This is a genomic window from Allochromatium tepidum (assembly GCF_018409545.1).
GTDB classification, from domain to species: domain Bacteria; phylum Pseudomonadota; class Gammaproteobacteria; order Chromatiales; family Chromatiaceae; genus Thermochromatium; species Thermochromatium tepidum_A.
The window spans coordinates 1,181,870-1,206,526 of record NZ_AP024563.1; the positions used below are offsets into that span (position 1 = coordinate 1,181,870).

26 protein-coding genes and 4 pseudogenes are annotated in these 24,657 nt (G+C 64.0%); 5 read left to right on the forward strand and 25 right to left on the reverse strand.

All coding sequences use genetic code 11. The annotated features are described in order from the left end of the window. Positions 1-33: 33 nt before the first annotated feature. The 7 genes and pseudogenes from Atep_RS05540 to Atep_RS05565 all read right to left on the reverse strand — a co-directional run bounded on the left by Atep_RS05540 (position 34) and on the right by Atep_RS05565 (position 3,132). Complete coding sequence (locus tag Atep_RS05540; protein WP_213380639.1) at positions 34-276, reverse strand: thioredoxin family protein; 243 nt, start codon at positions 274-276, stop codon at positions 34-36. A gap of 19 nt (positions 277-295) precedes the next feature. Next, the gene (locus Atep_RS05545; protein WP_213380640.1) at positions 296-1,342 is read right to left on the reverse strand and encodes a permease; all 1,047 of its coding nucleotides are present in this window, start codon (positions 1,340-1,342) and stop codon (positions 296-298) included. Positions 1,343-1,445: 103 nt separating this feature from the next. Next, positions 1,446-1,595, reverse strand: a pseudogene (locus Atep_RS16555) (universal stress protein); the annotation flags it as partial. Positions 1,596-1,643: 48 nt separating this feature from the next. Continuing rightward, positions 1,644-1,862 carry a hypothetical protein gene (locus Atep_RS16560; protein ID WP_236786765.1) on the reverse strand — a complete coding sequence of 73 codons (219 nt, stop codon included), beginning with the start codon at positions 1,860-1,862 and terminating at the stop codon, positions 1,644-1,646. A gap of 23 nt (positions 1,863-1,885) precedes the next feature. Beyond that, positions 1,886-2,190 (reverse strand): annotated as a pseudogene (locus Atep_RS05555) (SulP family inorganic anion transporter); the annotation flags it as partial. Positions 2,191-2,260: 70 nt separating this feature from the next. Beyond that, positions 2,261-2,755, reverse strand: coding sequence for an arsenate reductase ArsC (locus Atep_RS05560; protein ID WP_213380641.1), 495 nt, complete (start codon positions 2,753-2,755; stop codon positions 2,261-2,263). A 203-nt stretch (positions 2,756-2,958) separates the two neighbouring features. Then, entirely contained in the window at positions 2,959-3,132 is a 174-nt protein-coding gene (locus Atep_RS05565; protein ID WP_213380643.1) for a hypothetical protein, read from the reverse strand. Positions 3,133-3,568: 436 nt separating this feature from the next. On the opposite strand from Atep_RS05565, the gene Atep_RS05570 reads away from it, so the two are divergent. Further along, entirely contained in the window at positions 3,569-3,886 is a 318-nt protein-coding gene (locus Atep_RS05570; protein WP_213380645.1) for a hypothetical protein, read from the forward strand. Positions 3,887-4,256: 370 nt separating this feature from the next. Beyond that, on the forward strand, positions 4,257-4,874 hold the full coding sequence (locus Atep_RS05575; protein WP_213380647.1) for a recombinase family protein: 618 nt from the start codon (positions 4,257-4,259) through the stop codon (positions 4,872-4,874). Between the two features lie 7 nt (positions 4,875-4,881). On the opposite strand, the gene Atep_RS05580 is transcribed toward Atep_RS05575, so the two are convergent. The 4 genes and pseudogenes from Atep_RS05580 to Atep_RS05595 form a co-directional block, all read right to left on the reverse strand. Continuing rightward, positions 4,882-5,598 (reverse strand): MgtC/SapB family protein, encoded by a 717-nt coding sequence (locus tag Atep_RS05580; RefSeq protein WP_213380649.1) that lies wholly within the window; start codon positions 5,596-5,598, stop codon positions 4,882-4,884. Positions 5,599-5,608: 10 nt separating this feature from the next. Then, positions 5,609-8,374, reverse strand: coding sequence for a magnesium-translocating P-type ATPase (gene mgtA / locus Atep_RS05585; RefSeq protein ID WP_213380657.1), 2,766 nt, complete (start codon positions 8,372-8,374; stop codon positions 5,609-5,611). 114 nt (positions 8,375-8,488) lie between these two features. Next, complete coding sequence (locus tag Atep_RS16565) at positions 8,489-8,794, reverse strand: hypothetical protein (protein WP_236786537.1); 306 nt, start codon at positions 8,792-8,794, stop codon at positions 8,489-8,491. 676 nt (positions 8,795-9,470) lie between these two features. After that, positions 9,471-10,725 (reverse strand): annotated as a pseudogene (locus Atep_RS05595) (NupC/NupG family nucleoside CNT transporter). A 287-nt stretch (positions 10,726-11,012) separates the two neighbouring features. Here Atep_RS05595 and Atep_RS05600 point away from each other — a divergent pair. Then, positions 11,013-11,333 (forward strand): annotated as a pseudogene (locus Atep_RS05600) (hypothetical protein); the annotation flags it as partial. 384 nt (positions 11,334-11,717) lie between these two features. Here Atep_RS05600 and Atep_RS05605 read toward each other — a convergent pair. From Atep_RS05605 to Atep_RS05615, 3 genes are all read right to left on the reverse strand, one after another. Beyond that, positions 11,718-13,211: an AAA family ATPase gene (locus tag Atep_RS05605; protein ID WP_213380659.1), complete on the reverse strand. Its 1,494-nt coding sequence runs from the start codon at positions 13,209-13,211 to the stop codon at positions 11,718-11,720. A 41-nt stretch (positions 13,212-13,252) separates the two neighbouring features. After that, a complete protein-coding gene (locus Atep_RS16570) occupies positions 13,253-14,254 on the reverse strand; it encodes an Lcl C-terminal domain-containing protein (RefSeq protein ID WP_236786540.1) in 1,002 nt (333 codons plus the stop codon). A 111-nt stretch (positions 14,255-14,365) separates the two neighbouring features. Beyond that, positions 14,366-15,955 (reverse strand): hypothetical protein, encoded by a 1,590-nt coding sequence (locus tag Atep_RS05615; RefSeq protein ID WP_213380661.1) that lies wholly within the window; start codon positions 15,953-15,955, stop codon positions 14,366-14,368. Positions 15,956-16,757: 802 nt separating this feature from the next. Here Atep_RS05615 and Atep_RS05620 point away from each other — a divergent pair. Next, a complete protein-coding gene (locus Atep_RS05620) occupies positions 16,758-17,102 on the forward strand; it encodes a hypothetical protein (protein WP_213380663.1) in 345 nt (114 codons plus the stop codon). Here Atep_RS05620 and Atep_RS05625 read toward each other — a convergent pair. The 7 genes from Atep_RS05625 to Atep_RS05655 form a co-directional block, all read right to left on the reverse strand. Beyond that, complete coding sequence (locus Atep_RS05625; protein WP_213380665.1) at positions 17,095-17,295, reverse strand: hypothetical protein; 201 nt, start codon at positions 17,293-17,295, stop codon at positions 17,095-17,097. The genes Atep_RS05620 and Atep_RS05625 overlap by 8 nt on opposite strands. Before the next feature lie 5 nt (positions 17,296-17,300). Then, entirely contained in the window at positions 17,301-18,380 is a 1,080-nt protein-coding gene (gene modC, locus Atep_RS05630) for a molybdenum ABC transporter ATP-binding protein (RefSeq protein ID WP_213380667.1), read from the reverse strand. A gap of 1 nt (position 18,381) precedes the next feature. Further along, positions 18,382-19,062 (reverse strand): molybdate ABC transporter permease subunit, encoded by a 681-nt coding sequence (gene modB / locus Atep_RS05635; protein ID WP_213380674.1) that lies wholly within the window; start codon positions 19,060-19,062, stop codon positions 18,382-18,384. A gap of 14 nt (positions 19,063-19,076) precedes the next feature. Then, complete coding sequence (locus tag Atep_RS05640) at positions 19,077-19,892, reverse strand: sulfite exporter TauE/SafE family protein (RefSeq protein ID WP_213380676.1); 816 nt, start codon at positions 19,890-19,892, stop codon at positions 19,077-19,079. Further along, a complete protein-coding gene (gene modA, locus Atep_RS05645) occupies positions 19,892-20,662 on the reverse strand; it encodes a molybdate ABC transporter substrate-binding protein (RefSeq protein ID WP_213380683.1) in 771 nt (256 codons plus the stop codon). Before modA (Atep_RS05645) ends, Atep_RS05640 begins: the two co-directional genes overlap by 1 nt. A 22-nt stretch (positions 20,663-20,684) precedes the next feature. After that, positions 20,685-21,437 carry a molybdate ABC transporter substrate-binding protein gene (modA, locus tag Atep_RS05650; protein ID WP_213380685.1) on the reverse strand — a complete coding sequence of 251 codons (753 nt, stop codon included), beginning with the start codon at positions 21,435-21,437 and terminating at the stop codon, positions 20,685-20,687. Between the two features lie 131 nt (positions 21,438-21,568). Next, on the reverse strand, positions 21,569-21,895 hold the full coding sequence (locus Atep_RS05655) for a winged helix-turn-helix domain-containing protein (protein WP_236786543.1): 327 nt from the start codon (positions 21,893-21,895) through the stop codon (positions 21,569-21,571). Between the two features lie 26 nt (positions 21,896-21,921). Here Atep_RS05655 and Atep_RS05660 point away from each other — a divergent pair, with 26 nt between their 5' ends. Then, positions 21,922-22,143, forward strand: coding sequence for a hypothetical protein (locus Atep_RS05660; RefSeq protein WP_213381844.1), 222 nt, complete (start codon positions 21,922-21,924; stop codon positions 22,141-22,143). A gap of 89 nt (positions 22,144-22,232) precedes the next feature. Here Atep_RS05660 and Atep_RS05665 read toward each other — a convergent pair whose 3' ends face one another. The 4 genes from Atep_RS05665 to Atep_RS05680 all read right to left on the reverse strand — a co-directional run bounded on the left by Atep_RS05665 (position 22,233) and on the right by Atep_RS05680 (position 24,657). After that, positions 22,233-22,634: a rhodanese-like domain-containing protein gene (locus Atep_RS05665; protein ID WP_213380687.1), complete on the reverse strand. Its 402-nt coding sequence runs from the start codon at positions 22,632-22,634 to the stop codon at positions 22,233-22,235. A 15-nt stretch (positions 22,635-22,649) separates the two neighbouring features. Continuing rightward, on the reverse strand, positions 22,650-23,054 hold the full coding sequence (locus Atep_RS05670) for a rhodanese-like domain-containing protein (RefSeq protein ID WP_213380689.1): 405 nt from the start codon (positions 23,052-23,054) through the stop codon (positions 22,650-22,652). A gap of 143 nt (positions 23,055-23,197) precedes the next feature. Next, on the reverse strand, positions 23,198-23,716 hold the full coding sequence (locus tag Atep_RS05675) for a disulfide bond formation protein B (RefSeq protein WP_213380691.1): 519 nt from the start codon (positions 23,714-23,716) through the stop codon (positions 23,198-23,200). Further along, on the reverse strand, positions 23,710-24,657 hold the full coding sequence (locus Atep_RS05680; RefSeq protein WP_213380693.1) for a cation diffusion facilitator family transporter: 948 nt from the start codon (positions 24,655-24,657) through the stop codon (positions 23,710-23,712). Before Atep_RS05680 ends, Atep_RS05675 begins: the two co-directional genes overlap by 7 nt.

Here is a 24,657-nt window from a genome sequence, read left to right on the forward strand (position 1 = left end):
TGAATGGATGACGGGTGGGGCCGGACACGCGGATCAGGCCGAGGGCGCGAACCAGCGCTCGATTTTTTTGCGATCCGGCACCCCGCCGGCGTGCACCACCTCCTCGTCGATCACCACGCCGGGTGTGGCCATGAGGCGATACTGCATGATGTCCTGGACCTGATCGACCTTCTCCAGTTCGATCTCGACGCCCTGGGCGCGGGCGACCTCCTCGACCAGCTTCAGGGTGGTCTGGCAGTTGCGGCAGCCTGTGCCGAGGATCTTGACGTGTTTCATGCGTGTGACTCCGTTGCGGTTAGAGAACGAGATTGAAGACATAACCGACCAGCAGAATGCCGGTGGCGACCACGGCGACGAAGGTCGCGATCAGCGGCCATTTGAGCACCTTGCGCAGGATCAGTATCTCGGGGGCCGAGAGCGCGATGACGCTCATCATGAAGGCCAGGGTGGTGCCGAGCGCCGCACCCTTGCCGATCAGCGCCTCGACGATGGGGATGATGCCGGCGGCATTGGTGTACATGGGCACCCCGAGCACCACCGCCGCCGGAACCGCCCACCAGACATCACGGCCCATGAAGGCGGCCATGAAATCCTCGGGTACATAGCCGTGGATCAGCGCGCCGAGTCCGATGCCGATCAGGACATAGGGCCAGACCCGCCCGACGATCTCGCGGACATGTCTGAGGCCGGCGTGCAGACGCTCCGGCCAGGTGAGGTCATCGCCGGACGGCGCCGCCGTCTCGCCCGCATGAATGGCGCGCACCCAGTCCTCCAGATGGCGCTCCATCCTGAGCTGACCGATGATCAGTCCGGCGACGATGGCGACCGCGAGTCCCAGCCCCAGATAGAGCAGCGCGACCTTCCAGCCGAACAGGCCCAGCAGCAGCGCCAGCGCCACCTCGTTGATCATGGGCGCGGCGATCAGGAAGGAGAAGGTGATGCCGAGCGGCACCCCGGCGGAGACAAAGCCGATGAAGAGCGGCACTGCCGAGCAGGAGCAGAAGGGTGTGACGATGCCAAGGCCGGCAGCCATGGCATTACCCACCCCGAGCCGCCGTCCGGCGAGCAGGGCGCGGGTGCGCTCCGGGGCGAAGAAGGTCTGAATCACGCCCATGAGAAAGACGATGCCGGTCAGCAGAAGCAGCACCTTGGGCGTGTCGTAGAGGAAGAAATGCAGCGCCTCGCCGAGATGGGTCGCGCGGGTCAGACCGAACAGGCCGATCGCCAGATCGGCGAGTTCGGTGAGATGGCTGTAGGCCAGCACCCAGAGCGCGGCGGCGATGGGCAGGCCGACGAGCCGGAGGGCGAGGCGTTGGGATTCAGTCGTGACGGTTGGATTCATCGTGTCTATCGCATCGGTCCGAATGACACTGAAGACGAGCCAACCCCAAAAAGGATGCACCAGGCTCCGTCGGAGCGAGACATCGCTCGCTCCAAATGTGCCGTCAGCGTAGCAGCAATGTCGGAATCCGTGCCGAGCGCAGCAGATCCGAGGTCTTGCTGCCGAAGAGCAGGGTGCGGAGCGGCGAGTGGCTGTAAGCGCCCATGATCAGCAGATCGATCTCCTGCTCACGCACCGCACCGGCGATGACCCGCTCGGCATCGCCCGGCGCCGGCGCCGCCGAGGCCTCGAAGCCGGCCTTCTACAGCGTGGTCTTGGCCCGGTCCAGTTGCTTGCCGCCATCTCTGGTCGCCTTGCCCGACATCAGCACATGCACCGGCAATCCCTGGAACAGCGGACTCCTGGCCACCAGCTCGACGCCACGCCGCGCCATGCCGCCGCCGTCGAAGGCGATCAGCACCCGGCGCGGTTCCCGGAACTGCTCGGTGACGGCCAGGATCGGCTTCTTGAGCGCTCGCACCACACGCTCGACATTGCGCCCGAGATCGCGCTGAGCAGGAACACCGGCAGACTGTCGGGCAACTGGCCCATGTCGCCGACGGTGCGCACGTCCAGTCCCAGATACAGGGTCACGCCGGTCAGCACCAGGATGGTCACCAGCGGCGAGGGGACGACCTTGGTCAGGTGACGGTGGCAATCGCGAAGGAGGCATAGAGTCCGACCTTGGGATCGACTCCGGCGATGATCGAAAACGCGATCGCCTCGGGGATCAACGCCAGCGCGACCACCAGGCCGGCGAGCAGATCGTTGCGGATGTTGGAGAAAGCGAATGATCGCCCTGACAGCAACCGTGATCAGGGCGAGCCGATGGATCTACACCACGCGCAATCCCGCTGTCCGGCGAGGATACTGAACCTTTCAGGTCGTTCCGATGCGGTCGAGTTCATGCTGGAGCTTGAGCCGGTCGAGCGAGGCGAAGGGCAGGGCGACAAAGATCTTAATGCGGTTCTCGATCTCGCGGAAGGCGGTGCGAAAGGCATTGAGCCGGGTCAGTTCGTCGCCCTCGACGGCGGCGGGATCCGCCGTTCCCCAATGGGCGATCACCGGTTGGCCGGGCCAGACCGGACACATCTCGCCTTTGGCCTTGTCACAGACGGTGATGACGAAATCCATCCGGGGGGCGTCCGGCTCGGCGAACTCCGCCCAATCCTTACTGCGCAGTCCGTCGGTCAGATAGTTGTTGCGTTGCAGCAGCTCCAGTGCCAGAGGATGCACCTCGCCCCTGGGGTGGCTGCCGGCGCTGAAGCCGCGAAAACGCCCCGCGCCCCAGCGCTCAATGATGCGCTCGGCGAGGATGCTGCGCGCCGAATTGCCGGTACAGAGAAAGAGAACATTGAAAGGCTTGTCGGTCATAATGCCAAGGTATGTCTGAAAATTGTCGTGTCGCGGAAGTTCAGAATATTGGCGGGGACTCAAGCTGGAGAACAAGTGAAGTTTTCATGACAGTCTCGGACGCACCACGATGGATGGGTTCCCAAAGTTCTGTACCGCAAGGTGTATCCAATCGTGGTGTTCGCATGTTCGAACAGGGCGCCCGTGAACCAGACCATGACTGTTCAGCCTTGTTTCTCCTCTCGCAACATCATGCCAAGCTCGTACTCCAGGTTGTAATGGCCGAAGACCTGATTGGCCTCTCGATGCAACTCATCGAACAGATCGGCGGGATCTTCCCCGGCGGCGATGCGTTCGTTGACCAGGGCTTCCAGGGCGTCTCTGAAGTTCGTTGCCATGTCGATTCTCCCAGGTACGATTGGTTATCGGCGCGAGCCGTGGAGCAGATCCGATCCGATGCGTCGCCACCTCGGCGACAACCTCAAGCCGCGTCTGCCGAAATCGAGTATAGAGCACCACCGCCCGCTAGAACGCGATCAGCGTGTCTCCCGGTAGCCGCCTTCCTCTGCCACAGAGGGTGCCGCCCCCTGATCTCACGCCTGCCCGCTGCGCCTCAAATCTCCTCCCAAACCCCGCCGAAGCGCGTTCCGACACCTTCGAGATGCCCGCACCGTTCTCGGTTGCGCCTTGACCGGCCCTCTGGCCCTCGCTCGCCTCTCGCCCTGACGCCGCCTTGGGCGTGCAGAGGCGCTTGAATTTCCTATCCGCGCGGCTTGACGGGAAACAAGATGCGAATCAATGGACACATGGATGGTCACTGGTGAAACGTAAAGCATGGAGATCAATCGCCGCCAGAACGCCCATGGCGATGCGGCCCGGTCGCTCGCCGATGCCGGTGACCTCGGCCAGATCGCCGCGCGGATCGACCTCGACGATCTTGGTGCCACGCGCCACCATGACCCGGTCATGCGTCAAGCCGCGCAGGCACCCGTTGAGCGGGGCGCGCAGCACGCTCGCACCGATATGGGCGACGACCTCTCCGCGCTCAACCGGAGCGCCGATGGCGCGATCAGTCTCAAAGAGACCAGCGACCGGAGCGTAAAGATAGCGATCATGGGCATTTCACGGCGCATCGCACAACACGGCTCCTAATCCCCGGCAGACAGCGCCAAGCGCTATGGTCCCAACCTGTCGCGCTCCGCTCGCATGCGCCTTGGAGAGGGTCGAATCACCGACGCCGCCTTGGGCGCGCAGAGGCGCTTGAATTTCCTATCCGTGCTTGAATTTCCTATCCGTTCAACCCGCACTCCGGTATGGCAGGCGACTCCGGGTCCATGGTCCGCGCACCTTGGTGAAGGGGTCTTCAAAGCATAGTCGCGCCTGGTGAACCCGACTTCTGAGCGACCGGATTTCAGAAGTCCTATGCACACCGGCGCGCCAAGCCAGCAAACTGATGCACTCGACTTCTGAAAATGACAGCCGAAATTGTCACTTATTCGAACGTATATGTGACAGGCAAACCATGTTGATCGGCTACATGCGGGTATCGAAGGCGGACGGTTCCCAGGCCACCGACTTGCAGGGCGATGCGCTGAATGCTGCTGGTGTCGATTCAGCCCATCTCTACGAGGATCAGGCGTCCGGCAAGCGCGAGGATCGCCCCGGCCTGGCGAGTTGCCTGAAAGCGTTGCGGTCAGGGGATACCTTGGTGGTGTGGAAACTGGATAGGCTCGGGCGCGATCTTCGGCATCTGATCAATACTGTCCACGACCTGACCGGACGCGGCATTGGCCTCAAGGTCCTGACCGGTCACGGCGCCGCCATCGATACCACGACCGCCGCCGGCAAGCTGGTCTTCGGCATCTTCGCCGCACTGGCCGAGTTCGAGCGCGAGCTGATCGCTGAGCGCACCGTAGCGGGCTTGGCCTCGGCACGGGCACGTGGTCGCAAAGGCGGTCGGCCGTTCAAGATGACCGCCGCCAAGCTGCGGCTGGCGATGGCGGCGATGGGGCAGCCGGAAACCAAGGTGGGTGATTGGTGCCAGGAGCTGGGCGTCACGCGCCAGACCCTTTACCGGCACCTCTCGCCCCAAGGGGAGCTACGCCCCGATGGCCAGAGACTGCTCGGTCGCCTTGGGTAGTGCCAGATCATTCCGTGGTGCTTGGGCTCCAGAATGCCTGCAGGACAGACGGGAGTGCCGCGAGACGTTTCACCAGCGCATCCAGTTCTTCGCCATCGACGGATGTGGCTGCCAAAGTCGCCTCGATCTCGACATCTTCCTCGCCGAAGGCGTGAATATCCAGGTCGCGGGTTGGATAGCTGCTGCGCTCCAGCTCTTCTTCGAGTTGTGCCATCACCAACTTCTGATGCGCGCGCTCGGCGATCACATAGACGGTGTTGGTGACCTCGACCGATTCCACGTCCAGCGGCTTACGGTTGATGGTGTTGACGATGGGGCGCAGCAGTGTGTTGGCCGCCAAGACGAACAAGGCTCCCAGTATCGCTTCGACGATCAGGTCGGCCCCTGCCGCCGCGCCGATAGCCGCCGACCCCCACAGTGTGGCGGCCGTATTCAGGCCACGTACATTGCCCTCTTCGCGCATGATCGCGCCGGCGCCCAGAAAGCCGATGCCGGTCACCACATAAGCCATGACATGCACCGCGCCCTCGTGACCGTGAAGCCGGTTGGCCATGTCCACAAATAGCGCTGCACCCACCGCGACCAGCACATTGGTGCGCAGGCCCGCCGTGCGCTGCCGGACCTGTCGCTCGAAACCGATCAGCCCGCCGAGCACAAAGGCGGCGGCGAGGCTGATCAGCGTATCGAGCAGGGAGGTCGGATTGAAGTTGTGAATCGCCTCCACGCTCTCCTCCCTATTGCCAGCCGTAACGGCGGAAGTAAATGCCCTTCATGGCCTGCGTCAGTCCCATATAGGCCAGCAGGATGAGCGGCAGGAACACGAAGTACAGCGGCGGCAGCGCTTGCAGCTTGAAGTAGTGCGCCAGCGGTCCCATCGGCAGGAAGATGCCGATGGCCATGATCACCGCCGTCATCACCAGCAGCGGCGTGGCGGCCCGGCTCTGGATGAACGGAATCTTCGGGGTGCGGATCATGTGCACGATCAAGGTTTGCGTGAGCAGGCCGACGATGAACCAGCCGGACTGGAACAGGGTCTGCTCCTCGGGCGTGTTGGCGCTGAACACGAACCACATCATGGCGTAGGTGGTGATGTCGAAGACCGAGCTGATCGGCCCGAAGAACACCATGAAGCGGCCGATGTCGCCAGGCTGCCAGCGCTGCGGCTGCTTCAGTAGCTCTTCATCCACGTTGTCGAACGGGATGGCGATCTGCGAGATGTCGTACAGCAAGTTCTGCACCAAAAGGTGCATCGGCAACATCGGCAGGAAGGGGATGAAGGCCGAAGCCACCAGCACCGAGAACACATTGCCGAAGTTGGAGCTGGCCGTCATCTTGATGTACTTGAGCATATTGGCAAAGGTGCGACGGCCCTCCAGCACTCCTTCCTCCAGGACCATCAGGCTCTTTTCCAGCAGGATGATGTCGGCGGCTTCCTTGGCGATGTCCACGGCGGTATCGACCGAGATGCCGATGTCGGCCGTGCGCAGCGCCGGCGCGTCGTTGATGCCGTCGCCCATGAAGCCGACCACATGGCCGTTGGCTTTCAAGAGCCGCACGATGCGCTCCTTGTGCGCGGGCGTGAGCTTGGCAAAGACGTTGTGGCTCTCCACCGCTTCGGCCAGCACCTTGTCGCTCATGCGCTCGATGTCGCTGCCCAGCAGCACGCCTTGCTGATCCAGCCCGACCTCGCGGCAAATCTTGGCCGTGACCAGTTCGTTGTCGCCGGTCAGCACCTTGACCGTCACACCATGCTCGGCCAGCGCCTTGATGGCCGGAGCGGTGGATTCCTTCGGTGGATCGAGGAAGGCCACGTAGCCGATCAAGGTCAGTTCCGACTCGTCTGCCACGCCATAGGTTTCCTTGCTTGGCGGTACCTCCTTGGCGGCGACGGCCACCACGCGCAGACCCTCTTCGTTCAACTCGGCGGTGACTTCGCGGATGCGGTTCAGCAGTTCCGGCGTCAGCGGCTCGATGGCGTCACCGTGGCGCACGTGCGTGCAGACGGCGAGGATTTCCTCGATCGCGCCCTTGGTGATCAACTCGTGGTGATCCTCGCGTTCGCTCACCACCACCGACATGCGGCGGCGGTTGAAGTCGAACGGAATCTCATCCACCTTGCGGAAGTTGCGGACTGGGTTCAGTTCCTGATGCACCTCCACATGCTCCAGCACCGCCACGTCCAGCAGATTTTTGAGCCCCGTCTGGTAGTAGCTGTTGAGGTAGGCCATCGCCAGCACCTCGTCGGACTCTTCCCCCCAGACATCGACATGCCGCGCCAGGAAAATCTTGTCCTGCGTGAGCGTGCCGGTCTTGTCGGTGCACAAAACGTCCATGGCGCCGAAATTCTGGATGGCGTCGAGCCGCTTGACGATGACCTTCCTGCGCGACAGGACGACCGCGCCCTTGGCCAGCGTCGAGGTCACGATCATCGGCAGCATTTCCGGCGTCAGACCGACGGCGATAGACAGTGCGAACAGCAGCGCCTCCATCCAATCGCCCTTGGTGAACCCGTTGATGAAGAGCACCAGCGGGGCCATCACGAACATGAAGCGGATCAGCAGCCAGCTCACCTTGTTGACGCCGGACTGGAAGGCCGTGGGCGCGCGGTCGGTGGCGGTGACACGGCTGGCCAGCGCGCCGAAGTAGGTGTGGTTGCCGGTGGCCAGCACCACGGCCGTGGCTGAGCCGGACACCACGTTGGTGCCCATGAACAGGATGTCGTCCAGTTCCAGCGGGTTGATCGCCTTGGCGTCGCGCTGGGTGGCGAACTTTTCCACCGGCATGGACTCGCCGGTCATGGCGGCCTGCGCGACGAACAGATCCTTGGCGGTGAGCACACGGCAGTCCGCCGGGATCATGTCCCCCGCCGACAGCACGATGACGTCGCCAGGCACGAGCTCTTTGATCGGCACCTCGACGCGCCGTGCGGCTTTGACGTGAATGTGCGCGCCGTAATACCGCTCGAAGATGGGCGCAGCATCCGCGGACGGATCACGGCGGATGACCGTGGCCGTGTTGCCGACCATGGCCTTGAGGGCATCCGCCGCCTTGTTGGCCTTGGCCTCCTGCCAGAAGCGCAGCAAGGTGGAGAGCACCACCATCGTGCCGATCACGACCGTCGCCTCCATATCGTCGGTGAGGTAGGAGATGGCGGCCAGCAGCGTCAACAGCAGATTGAAAGGATTGCGGTAGGACAGCCACAGGTGCAGCCACCACGGCAGCGGCTTCTCGTGGTCAACCTCGTTCAGACCGACACGGGCGCGGACAGCCTCGGCCTGGGCCTCGGACAAGCCATCGGCATGGCTGTCCAGTTGCTGCAGCAGGGCATCGGTCTCGGCCGTGGCAGCGCTGACCAGGGTCTGGGTGAGCGCCGGCGGCACTTCGCGGCTGACGCCGGTCTGGGCCAGGGTGTCCAGCAAGGCCAGGCGGCGGAAGTGCCGGGCCAGGTGCCGGGTGCGCAGGAAGCCTGCGAACAGCTCTTTCAGCAGTGTGAAGTTCATTCTTGTTCTCCTGGGCGGCCTGCCCGCTTCACACTGGTGAAAGTGTGCTCAGGCAGGCGGCCAATATTCAGGGTCGGGCATAGTTTATGAAGCCTATATGACGCAACCGTTACATCACGGCAGGAAGGGCACCGAGAGCAGGCGCAGGCGGATGGAAAACCAGCGCTCGCCGGTCCCGCCGCCGTTACGGTTGCCATAGGTCGCATCGAGCTGGACGCGATCCGGCGCCAGCCAATGACGTAAACCGAGTTGATGAAAAGGTTTGCCCTGGTCCTGGCCCAAGGTTTCGACGATGCGTGCGTCGTCGGCGATCATGGGCCCGGTATTGGCAGCCAGCAGCGCTGCGCAGAGCAGGGCTGGCCGGAGTGGCGGGTAGGCCGCACCAAAGCGGCCGGGGTGTCGAAAACGAGCAATGCGCACAGCGTTCTCCTCTCGGATTGAGGCGAAGCCCTGTCGCGTGCACGGCTTATCGCGAGGCACCGTTGCTGATGCACACGACAAGCCCGCCGGCCGATGGCGGCAAGCGATGTTCGGAGCCGATCACCATGGGGCGATCAGCCCATCAGTTGTCTGGGAGGGGAATCACGTGCAGCGGATGCTGCGACGCTATTGCCGCCTCTCGCATTCGGCGAGACAGCGGCAGAGGGACCTGCGCGTTATCTTGCCGAGGGGATGCCGGTCATTGAAACCGGCTGACTACTGTCACTCGAACAAGTGCCCACTTGGGAACTCCGCAATTGATGAAGCGCGTGATTATACGCATGCGATATTGGCTGAGCAACCACGCAAGGATGTGGCAAGCAGCCTCCAATTGCCATCGTGCAGCGCACTGCTGAAATTTGTGCAGTCGTCTTCTGAAAGTGACACCCATCTCTTCGCCTTCGTCGAAGGACTCGCCGCTGGCGCTATGCTGACCATGATCGCCGAGACCATGCTGCCCGAGGCCTACCTCAAGGGCGGCAACGTGGTCGGGCTATCGACACTCGCGGGCTTCCTCATCGCCATCTTCTCCAAGACCCTGGATTCGACGGACGCAGTGCGGCACGGGCAGGTCTCACCGCCGATGGAGCATGAGGTACCCGCGCTGAATCTTCAGTCAAATCAGGATCGCCACGACCGCCCCGGTCATGAGCGTCGCGAGCGTCCCGGCGAGGATGGATTTCAGTCCCAGGGCGACGATCTCGTCACGGCGCTCGGGGGCCATGGCGCCCAGTCCGCCGATCATGATCCCCAGACTGCCGAGATTGGCGAAGCCGCAGAGGGCGTAGGTCATGATGAGACGGCTGCGCTCGCTCAGTGTCTCGGTCGGCAGGCGCGCCAGTTCGAGATAGGCGACCAGCTCATTGAGCACGGTCTTGATGCCCATGAGCGCGCCGGCGGTCGGCGCTTCGTGCCAGGGGATGCCGATCAGCCAGACCACCGGGGCCATGATCCAGCCAAGCAGACGCTGCGCGGTCAGCGGCTCGCCAGCAATCATCGGCAGCAGCCCGAGCAACTGGTTGACCAGACTGACCAGGGCGACCATGACCACCAGCATGGCGAGGATGTTGAGCCAGAGCGGGATCGCCTCCAGGGTGCCGCGCGTGATGGCGTCCATGGCGCTGCGTGACGGGCTCTCGATCCGCACGGATGTCTCGTCTCTGGCCTCCTGCGTCTCCGGGATCAGGATCCCGGCGATCATCAGTGCCGCTGGCGCACTGATGAGCGAGGCGGTCAGGATATGGCCCATGGCGTCCGGCACCACCGGCCCGATGAGACTGGCATAGAGCACCATGACCGTGCCGGCGATGGTCGCCATGCCGCAGGTCATGAGTCCGAACAGCGCCGGGCGCGACATGCCGGCCAGATAGGGCCGGATCAGCAGCGGCGCCTCGGTCATGCCGACGAAGACATTGGCGGCGGCGCCCAGCCCCAGCGGTCCGCCCGTGCCCAGGGTGCGGCGCAGCAGCCAGGCGAATCCGCGCACCAGCAGCGGCAGGATGCGCCAGTGAAAGAGCAGGGCCGAGAGCGCGCTGATGACCAGGATCAGCGGCAGGGCGCGGAAGGCGAGCACGAAACTGTTGTGCGGATAGAGCGTCTCGAAGGGCGCGGCGGCCCCGCCGAGATAGCCGAAGACCAGCTCGGTGCCGGCCTGGGTGGCCTGCTGCACCGCCAGCAACCAGCCCGTTCAGGCTCAGAAAGACCGTCTTAACCGGCGGCAGTTTCAGCAGCGCCAGCGCCAGCAGAAACTGGAGCCCGAGTCCCGCGATCATGAGGCGCGGACGCACGGCGCGGCGGTTCTCGCTCAACAGCCAGGCGCTTGCGGTCAGTACGCCGAGTCCGAGTAAGGGTTGCAGGAGAGTTGTCATCATGGCTGCGCAGGAAATTGCCTGACCGTCCATCTCTGAGTTGAAGAAACCATCCGCTTGCTCGCGTTACCATCCGTCAGGGTCGCGCTGGACACTTTAGGCCGAATGCGTGCGATGACGCCAGATCGATTGGCGCGAACGGCCAGACAGCGGCATCGCCAACGATGAACAATTTCGGGCTATAGTTGCCCCACTCAGACGGCTCCCCGCCCTGCGCAGACCATACCGGGCTTCTCGTCGGCAGTTGGTGCGGCCGCATCCTTTATTCATCACTCATGCGGGACAGATCGATGTCAAAACAGATCATGGTCACACTCGACGGCAACGAAGCCGCCGCCTATGTCGCTCACCTGACCAATGAGGTCATCGCCATCTATCCCATCACGCCCTCCTCGAATATGGGCGAATGGGCGGATGAATGGTCTTCACAGGGGGTCAAAAATCTCTGGGGCACCGTCCCCGATGTGATCGAGATGCAGAGCGAGGCCGGTGCGGCGGGTGCCATTCATGGCGCGCTGCAGGGCGGATCCCTGGCGACCACCTTCACCGCCTCGCAGGGGCTGCTGCTGATGATCCCGAACATGTACAAGATCAGCGGATTCTCACCCACATCGGTGCGCCGCCGCGTCCACCCCCGATCTCGCCCGCACGCGGACCGCCCGCCTGGGCGAGGCGCCCGAGCCGATGCCGGACTGGAGCCTCCTCCAGCAGCCCGAGCCCGACGTCGAATTTGATCAGCGTGTCTCCCGGTAGCCGCCTTCCTCTGCCACAGAGGGTGCCGCCCCCTGATCTCACGCCTGCCCGCTGCGCCTCAAATCTCCTCCCAAACCCCGCTGAAGCGCGTTCCGACACCTCCGAGATGCCCGCACCGCTCTCGGTTGCGCCTTGACCGGCCCTCTGGCCCTCGCTCGCCTCTCGCCCTGACGCCGCCTTGGGCGTGCAGAGGCGCTTGAATTTCCTATCCGTAACTACCTTGACACCTGCCGCCTGGGGTCTCAGGACGCCGGCTTGATCTTCATCTCGGCGAAGCGCTCGGCGTACTCCTTCACCTTCTGCTTCATCACCTCGCGCAACGGGTGGGTGTTGTTGATCACCTGCAAGAGCCGCTCGCTGTCGAGCGCTGAACGCCCGTCGACGAAGGCTTGCTCGATGGCTTCCTTGACCACGGATTCGATGTCGGCCCCCGAATAGCCCTCGGTGGCCTGGGCCAGTCGGTCGAGCTGGATCTTGGCCGAAAGCTTGCCGCGCTTCTGGAGATGGACGCGGAAGATCTCGACGCGCTCCTCGCGGTCGGGGAAGTCGACGTAGAAGATCTCGTCGAAGCGGCCCTTGCGCAGCAGCTCGGGCGGCAAGGCCGAGATGTCGTTGGCGGTGGCGATGACGAACACCTGCTTGGTCTTGTCCTGCATCCAGGTCAGGAAGTAGCCGAACAGTCGGGTGGCGACCTCGGAGCCGGCGCCGCCGGCGCCGATGCCGACGAAGGCCTTTTCGACCTCGTCGACCCACAGCACGCAGGGGCTGACGGCTTCGGCGACCTGGATGGCGCGGCGCATGTTGCCTTCGCTTTCGCCGACGTACTTGCCCATCAGCGAGCCCATGTCGAGCTTGAGCAGCGGCAGCTTGAAGAGTGCGGCGGTGGCCTTGGCGGTCAGGGATTTGCCGCAGCCGGGCATGCCGACGATCATCACGCCCTTGGGCGGCTCGATGCCGAAGGCGCGCGCGGCGGGCCAGTCAGCCATGACCCTGGCCTTCTGGTTCAGCCAGTCCTTGAGCCGGCGGAGTCCGCCGATCCCCTCCAGGCGCTCGCTGACCGTGAGCATTTCGAGGGTGCCGCTCTTGCGGATGATCTGGGCTTTTTCGGTCAGTACGAGGTCGAGGTCTTCAAGTCCGATGTTGCCGTCGCGCTGGAAGCCGCGATTGATCAACTGGCCGATCTCATAGCGGGTCAAGCCCTGCAGGGCCGGCGCCATCGTCGCGATGGCGTCGGCGTCGGTGCTCAAGCCGTAGGCTTGTACGTAGTCGGTGACGAGTTGGCGGATGGTCGCTTCGTCGGGCAGCGGCATCTCGAACAGGGTGATGAACTTGTCCAGTTCGGGCGGCAGGAAAAGCTGCGAGGACAGCAGGAAGACCGTCACCGCCGCGTCGCTGTCGGCCAGTACGCGATTGACCAGGGCTTTGAGTCGGGCCACCGCCAGCGGTTGATCGCGCAGTCCGAGATGGGCGTCGCGGATGACGATGACATGGTCGTTGAGGGCGTCCCAGTCGAGCAGGGTGTCGAGCGCCGTGGCCAGATCGCACCAGTCGGTCTGGGGTCGCTTGGTGGCGAAATCGACCAGGCCGCGCGCCATGTTCCATTCCAGGATCTTGCGATCCTCGGCCAGCTCGCGGATCAGCGCATCGGCCTCGGCTTCCTCGTAGGTGAGCAGATAGAGAATCGGGTAATGGGATTCGACGTGGGCGCGGAGGCTGTCTTGGAGTGATTGGGTCATGGTGATTTATCTCAAAAAGATAATAATAAAAGCTTTTTGAATTACAGTTTAAAATTACTCATTTTGCGGACTAAGCGCATATAAATATACTCTTCATTGCCATCTTTCTTACTACAAAAACCACCAAATCTTCCACTATCGAAGCTGACTGCCGCTACAGCACGATCCGGATTGTCGGCGTCGGACGAAGACGCCCAAAAAAAAGCATCAATCGGTGAATTTGGGAATGCTATTGGATCAATAGTTGGCTTAAGATAATCGCCTTGACAATCTTCCCCCGTATCATTCCACATCTTAGGCTGACAGCTAGAGCAATATACAAGGGTTTTCAGCTCATCAATGGAAGGTAGCCGCCAGTCACGATGTCCAGCATAGCCGCCCTGTCTGTTGAGTTCATCAGTCGCGCTATTTGCCTGATCCCAGTTGTATCTTTCCGCTTCTCCGGTACAAGAATTGTTCTCCCAGGCTTGTCCTAATGAAAAGCGCATCCATTGCAAGTTAGTGTCAACATCCAATACCGTTCCATCACCCAAGTCTCCATAACGACCATTGATAAGATTAAGAATCTCGCACGAATTAAAGATCAGTACACCATTTTTCGATTTTAATATCAATTCCGCGCCTTCCAAACTAGACGAATCGATAGCCAGGAAGCAATTCGTAAACAGTTTTCGCTCGCCAGGTTTAATCGGCAACACATCCGCAAGTTTGATAACTTTTTTGCCCTCTTCGCTTTGCTTAACTGCGTCGAAAATATTCAAATCGCATGTCGGCGTTGGGTTGTTAAGCACAGCCGCAATCACCGTATCATCGGCTTCGATGCCAAACACCGCGCACAACCCCTTGAGCAGCGCCGGATCTTTCGCGCCCTCCAGCGCCTTGACCGCCTCCAACTCATCCTGCAACTTCCGGGAAAACAGCCACTTCGCCAGCAGGCCGCTACGAAAATGATCGAGGATTTCAGGAGTGAAATGCTCACGCAATTCTTCGACGTTTTTGACTCTTACGCCATCAATAGGCAGATCGAACTTGATGAGTTTCATGAGTGAATCCCGTTAATCCCGTTAATTGTTGATGCCTTGATCATAAAGATCGCGCACCATCTGCGGATGCGAGAACAGCAGTTTGTCGCCGGCATCGTGCGTGTTTATGGACTATGCGAACAACTTCAATGGGTTCAGCTTGCTGAGCACGGCCGCGCCAGCCTCCTTGAGTCCGCCGGTCAGCGTCTTGAGCATGCTTGCTGCCGTTTTGGCCAGGACCTTCCCGCCGGCATAGAGCGCATTGCCGATCGGGCTGCCGGCCATGCCCCCCGCCACGCCGCCGACAAAGCCCCCGACCAGCGCCCCCACAGGCCCGAACACCACGCCGATGGCCGCGCCCTTGGTCATCCCGAGTCCCGCGCCGACGAGTCCGCCCAACGCACTGCTGCTGACCGTGCCCATTGCATCCAGCGCTTCCGGCCCGGTCAACTCCCCCTTGCCGAGCTTGTACAGGATCTTCGCGTTCTCCAGACCAATGTAAACCGCACTGGTGATCCGGCCGGCCGGAGTGCCCTTGAGCACCGTCCCGAGCAACCCGTTCTTGGCCGCGACGACGACCGCCCCGGACACTGCGACCTGCACGCCGACATGCTTGCTGCTCTTGATGGAGCTCTGGAAAAACTCCTTCAGATCCTCACTGGGCGGCGGATTCTCACGTCCCTGGAGCCGGTTCCAGACCCGCCGCCCGAGAATGCGCGCCCCTTGCAGCCCCGCCGCGACGGTCGCGCCGATAAGCGCCTGCTTGCCGATGCCCTTGACGATGTTGATCCGGTTGACGTCGTTCCATTCGTACTGGCGCAGCTCCTGCTCTTTCTGCGCCTTGTAGCGCATGGTCGCCAGCTCCTCACGGGTCGGCATCGCCACCTTGACGCCATCGACCTCCAGCGTGCTCGTCACCTTCAGATCCGGAAACTCGCTTTGCACCCGGGCGACCTGATCCTCATGCACCAGCAGGGTCGTGCCTTTGGGATAGTCGTGCCGGCGCAGGTTCTGGATGAGATTGTCGGTGTTGGCGTAGGTCTTGACCTGGACGTTGGGGATGACCTCGCCGCTCGCGTTGCGCAGGACCAGATCCGGCGAGTTGTAGCCGGTGCTCCCGACGACCTCGGCACGGACGCCGGAGTGGCTGGCCTGGGCGTTGAGATTGAAGCGGTTGGCGACCTCGGCCTCGGCCATGAAACCGTGCAGGGTCTCGCCTTGGCTGATGTGCCCCGCGCGTGTCGTCACCGCGTCGCGGAAGCGCTGATTGGCCTCGCCAAGCGCCTGGTCGATCCGCCCGGCATAGTCGCCGACCTGGGCCACACCCGCGATCCCGGCGCCTTCCTGGATGCGCCTGGCCAGCCAGCTCTCGCGGCTTTTGCCCCGGTCGAGATGTGCCTGGAGCGAAGCCCGAGCGGCATTGGACGCCTCCACCGTGGCGATGATATCGCGGGCGGTGGATTCGAGCTCGGCCTCGTCGCGCCACAGGGTCGGATACCGGCGAAACTCCGCCGTCAGCCACTCATCGAGCGCCTGCCGATCTTTGTTCTGCTCATAGGAAGTCACGAAGCGGGTGATGAGTGCGCCGGTCTGCTCGGCGTTGGCTTCGCCGCCGAACGCCTCCTCGGCGATCCGGTCGGCTTGTCGGTCGTCCTGGTCCTCCGGGGCGCGGAGATCCAGATCCTGAGGGTCGGACGCGGAATCGAGATGCGACTGGGTCATGGAATTTGTCCTTTCGTCATGATGGCGTGTCTGTCGTGGAGCGATACCGGCACGGATCGCGCATTGTATCGTCAACGAAATAAGCGGTGCGACCGGTCGCCAGGGGCGCTCGAACCACATCGGCAAGGAGTATCGCCCAGCGATGCGATAGTCTGTGTCGCGAAAGCGCCCTTGACTTATGGGCACCTCGCAAAATCCCCGTGGTAAAATCTTGGGCGTCAGACACCTTCGAGCTGACGCCAGAGGCCGTCGCCGCCATCGCTACCATGGCGTGCTCGCGCCAAACGCGCTGCTGCGTGCGGCCGCCATCGCCTTCGGGCCTGAGGTGGCGGACGCAACAGGCTCACCGACCGCAGTCAGGTCGCCGCCCCGGGCGCCGACCTCCAATGCCCGCTCGCCGGCGCGCGATCTCGCCCGCACGCGGACCGCCCGCCTGGGCGAGGCGCCCGAGCCGATGCCGGACTGGAGCCTCCTCCAGCAGCCCGAGCCCGACGTCGAATTTGATCAGCGCGTCTCCCGGTAGCCGCCTTCCTCTGCCACAGAGGGTGCCGCCCCCTGATCTCACGCCTGCCCGCTGCGCCTCAAATCTCCTCCCAAACCCCGCCGAAGCGCGTTCCGACACCTTCGAGATGCCCGCACCGTTCTCGGTTGCGCCTTGACCGGCCCTCTGGCCCTCGCTCGCCTCTCGCCCTGACGCCGCCTTGGGCGTGCAGAGGCGCTTGAATTTCCTATCCGCGCGGCTTGACGGGAAACAAGATGCGAATCAATGGACACATGGATGGTCACTGGTGAAACGTAAAGCATGGAGATCAATCGCCGCCAGAACGCCCATGGCGATGCGGCCCGGTCGCTCGCCGATGCCGGTGACCTCGGCCAGATCGCCGCGCGGATCGACCTCGACGATCTTGGTGCCACGCGCCACCATGACCCGGTCATGCGTCAAGCCGCGCAGGCACCCGTTGAGCGGGGCGCGCAGCACGCTCGCACCGATATGGGCGACGACCTCTCCGCGCTCAACCGGAGCGCCGATGGCGCGATCAGTCTCGAAGAGACCAGCGACCGGAGCGTAAAGATAGCGATCACGGGCATGTCCAGCGATGGGTCGCGGCTCCCCGGCGAGGTCGCGTGTCGGTCCTTGCTCAAATGAGTCGTCCGAGATCCTCGCCCCAAGCGGTCTCCACTGCCAGGTGCACCTGGCCACCCGCGATGAAGCCCGGCCCGAGACCGATGGTCAGCGGGGCCGGATGCCGTTGATCCTCGGGAACCTGGCGCTTGCGCATACGCGCATCGACCAGGATCGCGGGCCTGAGTCGCACGAGCACCAGGGGTCGATTCGCCATGGATTTCAGTCCATCAAAGCTACCGTCTTCACCTGTGCGAAGACCGACAGCCCGACCTGCAGGCCCAGGCGGTTAGCCGAGAGGCGGGTGATGCGGGCCAGCAGGGTGGTGTCCTGGGCCTCGCCGAGCGCGAGCTTGACCAGCACCTGGGCCGGCTCGATCTCCCGCAGTTCCTGAATACGCGCGGGCAGGATGTTGAGAATGGTCGAGCTGGTGGGCTCGACGAGGGCGAGACTGACATCGCGGGCATGGATGCGCACCCGTACCCGCGCCCCCAGCGGACGTTGCAGACGGCCGAGCCACAGGTGTCCGCCGGCAAAGGTGACACGGGTCAGGGCATCCTCGTCGTCGTGGCCGGCGACGGTGCATTCGATGAGGGTACTGGCCCCCTGGTCCTGGGCGAGCGCCAGATCCAGCCGGCTGAACACCTCCGTCACCGTGCCCTGGGCACGCACCCGGCCCTGCTCCAGCAGCACCACGGTATCGGCCAGGCGGGCGACCTCGTCGGGCGCGTGGCTGACATAGAGCACCGGAATGTCGAGCGCGTCGTGCAGCCGCTCCAGATAGGGCAGGATCTCCTGCTTGCGCTTGAGATCGAGCGCGGCGAGCGGCTCGTCCATCAGCAGCAGCTTGGGATGCAGCGCCAGCGCACGGGCAATGGCGACCCGCTGACGCTCGCCGCCGGAGAGCTGATGCGGGCGACGGTCGAGCAGATGGGCGATGCCGAGCAGCTCGACCGCCTGCTCCAGCGCCTGCCGGTCCATCGCGTTACCGACCCGCTTCATTCCATAGGCTAGATTGCCGCGTGCGGTCAGATGGGGAAAGAGGCTCGCCTCCTGAAACACATAGCCCAAGGGGCGCTGGTGGGTGGGCCGAAAGGTCTCGCCCTCCTGCCAGACCTCGCCATTGACCGTCAGATGGCCATCGCGGACCTGGATCAGCCCGGCGATCAGCCGCAGCAGCGTGGTCTTGCCCGAACCGGAGTGACCGAACAGGGCGGTGACCCCGCGCCCCGGCAGGTCGAGTTCCACGGCAAGCGAGAACTCCGGATAGTCGAGCTGGAAACGCGCCTGGATACGGCTCATGTCAGGACCATTTCTTGGTATTGGGTCGCCAGGCATAGAGCGCCAGCAGCACCAGGAAGGAGAAGATCAGCATCACCGCCGCGAGCCGGTGGGCGGCGGCATATTCCAGGGCCTCGACGTGATCGTAGATCTGCACCGAGGCGACGCGCGTCTCGCCCGGCAGGTTGCCGCCGATCATGAGCACCACGCCGAACTCGCCGACGGTGTGGGCGAAGGTGAGGATGGCGGCGGTCAGGAAGCCCGGCAGGGCCAGCGGCACCACCACCGTGAAGAAGGCATCGAGCGGCGAGGCGCGCAGCGTGGCCGCGACCTCCAGCGGTCGCTCGCCGATCGACTCGAAGGCGTTTTGCAGCGGCTGCACCATGAAGGGCAGCGAGTAGAACGCCGAGGCCACCACCAGCCCCCAGAAGGTAAAGGGCAAGAGACCGATGCCAAGCGCCTGGGTCAGGTGCCCGACCGGACCCTGCGGCCCCATCGCCAGGAGCAGATAGAAGCCCAGCACCGAGGGCGGCAGCACCAGCGGCAGGGCCACTACGGCGCCGAGCGGTCCCTTCGACCAGTGACGGGTACGCGCCAGCCACCAGGCGATGGGCGTGCCCACCACCAGCAGGATCAGCGTCACGATGCCGGCCAACCGGACGGTCAGTCCGATGGCTTGCAGATCGCTGTCGGTCAACAACATGGCATCCTCTCGAATCAGTGGTTGTGCTGAAAGGTCTTGAAGGCGGAGATCAGCAGGATCGCGCCAAGCAGGGTCGTGAGCAGATGCGCCGGCACCCAGCCGAGCAGCAGTCCGCCGAGCAGCGCGCCGAGGACCGACCCCGCCGCCATGGTGCCGAACAGGGTCCGCTCGCGTCCCAGGACGGCGAAGGCGTCCGCACGGCTGTAGCGGGCGAAGCCGACGAGCATGGTCGGCAGACTGACGGCCAGCGAGAGGCTGCCGGCGAGTTTGATGTCCAGCCCGTAGAGCAGCACGATGGTCGGGATCAGCAGCTCGCCACCCGCCACACCCAGCAGGGCGGCCACCATGCCGATGCCGAATCCGGCGGCAAGCCCCAGGAGCAGGCGCAGCCAGCCCGCCTCGACCAGTACCGCCGCGCCGTCGCCGAGTCCGAGCCAGGCCTCGGAGAGCAGCAGCAGGGCGAGTCCCACCAGCAGCACCAGGACGACGCGATCGAGCCAGCGGCGCGACATCGTCATCGCATGACCCGCCGCCCACCAGGCGCCGATCAGGCTGCCGGCCAGTAGGTTGATGGCCACCCCGGCATGGGTCAGCATCTGCCCGACCGGGATGCTGTCCAGGCGTGCGACCAAGGCGACGGCTACCACCACCAGGCTCATCGCCTTGTTGAAGATGATGGCCTCCAGGGTCGGGAGCCCGAACCATCCCACCAGGACGGGCAGTCGAAACTCGGCTCCGCCCAGACCGATGAGCCCGCCGAGGGTGCCGATGAGTCCGCCGGCCAGGAAGCCCTGGCCGGTGCGGATCGGTTGACTGGAGGCGGCAGCCATCAAGGCGCGATGGTCTCGCCGGGCAGCACGAACCCGTAATGGGTCATGATCCGGCGCGACTCGGGACCGCTCATGTAGTCGGCGAACGACTTGGCGAGCGCGTTATTGGCCGCCCGCTCGGTGATGATGAAGCCCTGCTCCAGCGGCTCATGCAAATCGTCCGGAATCAACCAGTAACCGCCCTTGTCGGCCGGCTCCGGGTTGAGCGCCAGCGAGAGCGCGATGATGCCGACCTGGGCATTGCCGGTCTGCACGAACTGGGCGGTGTGGGCGATGTTCTCGCCGTAGACCAGCTTGGGCTCGATCTTGTCCCAGAGCCCGGCGGAGCGCAGCGCCTCTTCGGCGCGCTTGCCGTAAGGGGCGTGCTTGGGATTGGCGATGGCGACGCGGGTGATGGCGGGATCGGTCAGGCTCTCCAGCGTCATCTGGCCGGCGTCCAGACTGGGGCTCCAGAGCACGATGCGACCGACGGCGTAGGGCTTGACCTCGGAGGCGGCGTGACCCTGCTCGGCCAGCGCGCGCGGAAAGGCAATATCGGCCGAGAAATAGAGATCGTAAGGTGCGCCCTGCTGGATCTGGGTGTGGAACTTGCCGGACGAGCCGTAGATGACGTCGATCTGGTCAGCGGGATGATCCTGTTTGAAGGCGGTGACGATCTCGTCCATGGCGAACTTGAGATCGGCGGCGGCCGCGATGGTGAGCTTCTCGGCCTGGGCGGAGAGCGAGAACAGCAGGGCAGTGGCAAGCAGGAGTGTCTTGGTTAGGCGCATGACGGTTTCTCTTTGCTGGGGGTTAGAGTGCGTAGCCGTGCGCGAGGATGACCGCGCGGGCCTGGTCGCCTTTGATGAACTCCATCAATGCCCGGGCGGCCGGGTTGTCCTTCCCGCGCTTCAGGATCACGGCGTCCTGCTTGAGCGGGGCATGCAGCTCGGCCGGCACGATCCAGTGCGAGCCGGCGGCATACTCGCCATCCTGAAAGATCTGCGACAGCGCGACGAAGCCGAGCTCGGCATTGCCGGTGGTGACAAACTGATGGGCCTGGTTGATGTTCTCGGCGGTGACGATGCGCGGCTGAAGCCTGTCATAGAGACCCAGCTTGTTCAGCACCTCGACGGCGGCGGCACCGTAGACGGCGACCTTGGGATTGGCGATCGCCAGATGGCGGAAGCCGTCGCCCTTGAGCACTGCCCCCTGGTCGTCGATGAGTCCGGGCTTGGTGCTCCAGAGCACCAGGGTGCCGCTGGCGTAGGTGAATTGGCTGTCGGCGACCGCCAGCCCCTCGTCTGCCAGGCGCTGGGGCGTCGCCTGATCGGTCGCGATCAGGATATCGAAGGGCGCCCCGTTCTTGATCTGGGCGTAAAACTTGCCGGTCGAACCATAGGCGACAACCGCCTGGTGCCCGGTCGCCTGCGCGAAGGCGGGGGCGATCTTTTCCATCGGGCCGGTGAAGTTGGCCGCGACCGCGACCTTGACCTCGTCGGCGAGCGTGGTGAAGGTGCTCGCGCTCAGCGCTAAGGCGCCAAGCGCCATCGTCAGTGTTTTCATGTTGGCCTCGATGCAGGTGGTGATCGAATTGTCGGGGATCCGACAGCGTTAGGTCAATAATAGCCTAACGAAGATCCTAAGGCAAAAGCGAGGCCAAACCCAATGACGCCGCGTGCGCGGCCCCCGAAAGATCAGTCGGACAGGGCGCGCACCGCCTCGATTTCGGCGCTGACAGACGCATTGATACGCGCTTCGAGCGCGTCGTAGCGGAGGATCAAGGCTTCGCCCAAGGGAGTCAGGATCGCGCCGCCCCCGCCCTTGCCGCCTGTCGCGGTTGCGACAACCGGGCGGCCAAAGCCGACATTGAGCGTTTCGATCAGGAAGCGGGCGCGTTTGTAGGGCATCTTCAGCGCACGCGCGGCGGCGGAAATCGACCGGGTCTCGCCGATCAGGCGCAGGAGATCGATCTTCCCAGGCCCGATCGAGAGCGCCTCGCCGATGTAGATGCGCGGACGCACCAGGATGACGGCCGGATTGGCCGCCGTTGATCGCGACGCTCGCACATCGCTTCGCCCATCCGTCGTTGTTCGACTCATTGCCGCCACGCCTCAAGGTCAGTCAAGGTCAGCGCGGCGCGCTGGGCCTCTCGGATGGCCTGACCCAGACGCGGCGCCGGTTCGACCCCGATGATAGCGAGTTACGCGCGGTTGGTTCCATCCCGATACAGGGCGAGTACCGGCAGACGCGCGGGCGATCGTCCCGGTAACGTTCCGATACGGTAGAGCAACGCCAAGCCGGCCAGTCTGCACGTCGTGGTTTCCGGGTTGCGCCGGCGCTTGGGGCGGATCATGGCGTTCAAGTGCCTCGTCCTGGGTCAGCGCGATCGAGACAGATGTCTTGCGCCCCGACCCCTTTGAGGCGGTCGACCAGCCCGAGCAAGCCGCCTTGCAGATACTTGGCGTTGAAGCCCCGGGCGACGAGGTAACTGCGCGCCATGTTGGAGCGGTCGGTGTGCGGACAGGCGATCACCAGCAGCTTGTCCTTCGGCAGCTCGTCGAGCCGTGCCGGTAGCTCGGGGGCGGGGATCCGCAGGCCGATGTTGACCTGCCAGACCGCCGTTTCTTCCGCGACACGGATATCGATCAGTTCGGCCTCGCCCTGGTTATAGGCCGCGATGAAGGCATCGATGGCTATCTTGGCCTGGCCCATCCGCGCCGGGTCGATGCCGGCGGCGAGATCGTCGAGTGGATCGTTCATGGTTCGATTCCTGAGTCAGTCGGTGTTGGTGTCGGTGGCGATGCGTTCCATGTAGTCGCGTGCCCGGTCCCCGCGCAGATGGTCGGCGAGACCGAGCATCCCGTCAGTGAGATAGCGTGCTTTATAGCCCTTGAGGGTCAGGAACAAGCGGGCGATCTCGGCACGGTCGTAGTGCGGGCACATGGTGACGATGGTCTTGCTCGGATCGAGCTCGTCGAGCCGGTCCGGCAGCTCATTGAGCGGGATGTGTCGGCCGATGCCGAGGCGCCAGGCCGCGTATTCCTCGTTGAAGCGGATGTCGATCAGTTGCACCTGACCCTCGGCGTAGAGCTTCAGCAGCTCGGGGAGCCGGATCTTCATCGCGACGCGCTCGTCGTAGTCGAAGCGGCGCAGATAATCGGCAAAGGGGATGTCGTTCATGGACATGGACCTCGGTGGAGTGGTGGTGTCGGGGGACTCGGCGCGGGTCTGGCCGCTAACGCCGGCCAGGGTCGGCGCGACCAAGGTTCCGGTGAGCAGCCGGACGACGAAGGGGCGTTTTTGAGCATCGGCGTTGTCTCTCGTTATGAATGGATTGGATGTCGGCTCCGCCACAGCGCCCAGGCGCCCGCCGCCAGCACGCCGATGAAGACCAGGAAGGCCCAGTTGGCGAGCGACAGCCCCAGGATCACCAACTGTTTGTCCTCGCAGAATCCGCTGGCCATGAACAGCACGGGCGACTGCTGGCCGAGCCACTCGACCAGGCGCTCGATCGGACCGGGCTGGCCGCCGATACGGGAGACCTCATCCAGCGGCTGCCATTGCAGCCAGCTTTGATAGGCCGCCACGCCGCTGCCGAAGACGGCGAGTCCGAGGAAGATGAACGCGGTCAGCCGTGCGCCGAGCCGCCGCCAATCCGGATACGACAGCGCGGCGGTCAGTGCCGCCAGCAGCGCCATCAACATGAACAGCGTGCGCTGGAAGATGCACAGATGGCAGGGTTCCAGCTCCAGCCAGGGTGTGAGCACCAGACTGGCGAGCGCGACAGCCGCCGTGACCAGGGCCAGGAGCGCCCAGAGCGGACGTGGGGCCGGGTTCAGCATGCGGAGGCGTCCTTGTTTTCAGGTCGATGTGACCGCTGATTAGAGACAGGCAATCGGTCGCGCCACTGCACCCGGCGCGTCATGGGTTCGGGTTGCAGGGTGGTATGGGTAATACCGAAGTCATGCTTCAACAGCGCATGGCTCCGCTCCAGGATTTCCTCCCAGGCGACCAGATCAGAGACCACCAGATGGGCCGTCAGCACCGGCAGATCGGAACGCACCGCCCAGATGTGCAGGTCATGGACCGAAGCGACACCCGGTACGGCGGCCAGGGCCTGACCGACGCGCGCCAGATCGAGATGCGGCGGGACGCCTTCCATCAGGCCATGAATGGATTCGCGTAACAGGCGCAGACTGGAGACCAGGATGAGCGCGCCGATGGCCAGCGACAGCAATGGATCGATGGGGGTCCAACCGCTGACGGCAATGATGAGGCCGGATACGAGTGCGGCGACCGAGCCGAGCAGATCGCCCAGAACATGCAGCAGGGCCGCGCGGGTATTGAGCGTCTTCTCACCGCGCGCCAGCATCCAGGCCACCACCAGATTGAGCGCCAGACCCAGTGCGGCGGTCAGGGAAACCGCCACGCCCTCCACCGCTTGCGGCGTGTGCAGCCGCGTGATCGCCGAGATCACCAGCCAGGCGACCAGCGCCAACAGTGCGGCGCTATTGATCAGGGCGGCGAGGAACTCGACGCGTCCCAAACCATAGCTGTGTCGCGCCGAAGCGCCGCGCCGCGCCAGCCAGGCCGCGCCCGCCGCGAGTGCCAGCGCGGCGGCGTCATTGACCATGTGCCCGGCGTCCGCCACCAGGGCGAGCGATCCGGCCCACAGCCCCACAGTGGCCTCGACGCCGGCAAAGCCCAGCGTCAAGGCGGTCGCCAGCATCAGGGTCTTGCCGCTATCGGCGGCGGGATGGGCGTGGTGATGGTCATGTGTCAT

What these genes read in the sequence shown, in the direction of transcription:
- Atep_RS05540 (WP_213380639.1), bottom strand. Translation starts at nt 276, where the DNA reads ATGAAACACGTCAAGATCCTCGGCACAGGCTGCCGCAACTGCCAGACC.
- Atep_RS05545 (WP_213380640.1), bottom strand. Translation starts at nt 1,342, where the DNA reads ATGAATCCAACCGTCACGACTGAATCCCAACGCCTCGCCCTCCGGCTC.
- Atep_RS05560 (WP_213380641.1), bottom strand. Translation starts at nt 2,755, where the DNA reads ATGACCGACAAGCCTTTCAATGTTCTCTTTCTCTGTACCGGCAATTCG.
- Atep_RS05565 (WP_213380643.1), bottom strand. Translation starts at nt 3,132, where the DNA reads ATGGCAACGAACTTCAGAGACGCCCTGGAAGCCCTGGTCAACGAACGC.
- Atep_RS05570 (WP_213380645.1), top strand. Translation starts at nt 3,569, where the DNA reads ATGGAGATCAATCGCCGCCAGAACGCCCATGGCGATGCGGCCCGGTCG.
- Atep_RS05575 (WP_213380647.1), top strand. Translation starts at nt 4,257, where the DNA reads ATGTTGATCGGCTACATGCGGGTATCGAAGGCGGACGGTTCCCAGGCC.
- mgtA (WP_213380657.1), bottom strand. Translation starts at nt 8,374, where the DNA reads ATGAACTTCACACTGCTGAAAGAGCTGTTCGCAGGCTTCCTGCGCACC.
- Atep_RS05605 (WP_213380659.1), bottom strand. Translation starts at nt 13,211, where the DNA reads ATGACCCAATCACTCCAAGACAGCCTCCGCGCCCACGTCGAATCCCAT.
- Atep_RS16570 (WP_236786540.1), bottom strand. Translation starts at nt 14,254, where the DNA reads ATGAAACTCATCAAGTTCGATCTGCCTATTGATGGCGTAAGAGTCAAA.
- Atep_RS05615 (WP_213380661.1), bottom strand. Translation starts at nt 15,955, where the DNA reads ATGACCCAGTCGCATCTCGATTCCGCGTCCGACCCTCAGGATCTGGAT.
- Atep_RS05620 (WP_213380663.1), top strand. Translation starts at nt 16,758, where the DNA reads ATGGAGATCAATCGCCGCCAGAACGCCCATGGCGATGCGGCCCGGTCG.
- Atep_RS05625 (WP_213380665.1), bottom strand. Translation starts at nt 17,295, where the DNA reads ATGGCGAATCGACCCCTGGTGCTCGTGCGACTCAGGCCCGCGATCCTG.
- modC (WP_213380667.1), bottom strand. Translation starts at nt 18,380, where the DNA reads ATGAGCCGTATCCAGGCGCGTTTCCAGCTCGACTATCCGGAGTTCTCG.
- modB (WP_213380674.1), bottom strand. Translation starts at nt 19,062, where the DNA reads ATGTTGTTGACCGACAGCGATCTGCAAGCCATCGGACTGACCGTCCGG.
- Atep_RS05640 (WP_213380676.1), bottom strand. Translation starts at nt 19,892, where the DNA reads ATGGCTGCCGCCTCCAGTCAACCGATCCGCACCGGCCAGGGCTTCCTG.
- modA (WP_213380683.1), bottom strand. Translation starts at nt 20,662, where the DNA reads ATGCGCCTAACCAAGACACTCCTGCTTGCCACTGCCCTGCTGTTCTCG.
- modA (WP_213380685.1), bottom strand. Translation starts at nt 21,437, where the DNA reads ATGAAAACACTGACGATGGCGCTTGGCGCCTTAGCGCTGAGCGCGAGC.
- Atep_RS05665 (WP_213380687.1), bottom strand. Translation starts at nt 22,634, where the DNA reads ATGAACGATCCACTCGACGATCTCGCCGCCGGCATCGACCCGGCGCGG.
- Atep_RS05670 (WP_213380689.1), bottom strand. Translation starts at nt 23,054, where the DNA reads ATGAACGACATCCCCTTTGCCGATTATCTGCGCCGCTTCGACTACGAC.
- Atep_RS05675 (WP_213380691.1), bottom strand. Translation starts at nt 23,716, where the DNA reads ATGCTGAACCCGGCCCCACGTCCGCTCTGGGCGCTCCTGGCCCTGGTC.
- Atep_RS05680 (WP_213380693.1), bottom strand. Translation starts at nt 24,657, where the DNA reads ATGACACATGACCATCACCACGCCCATCCCGCCGCCGATAGCGGCAAG.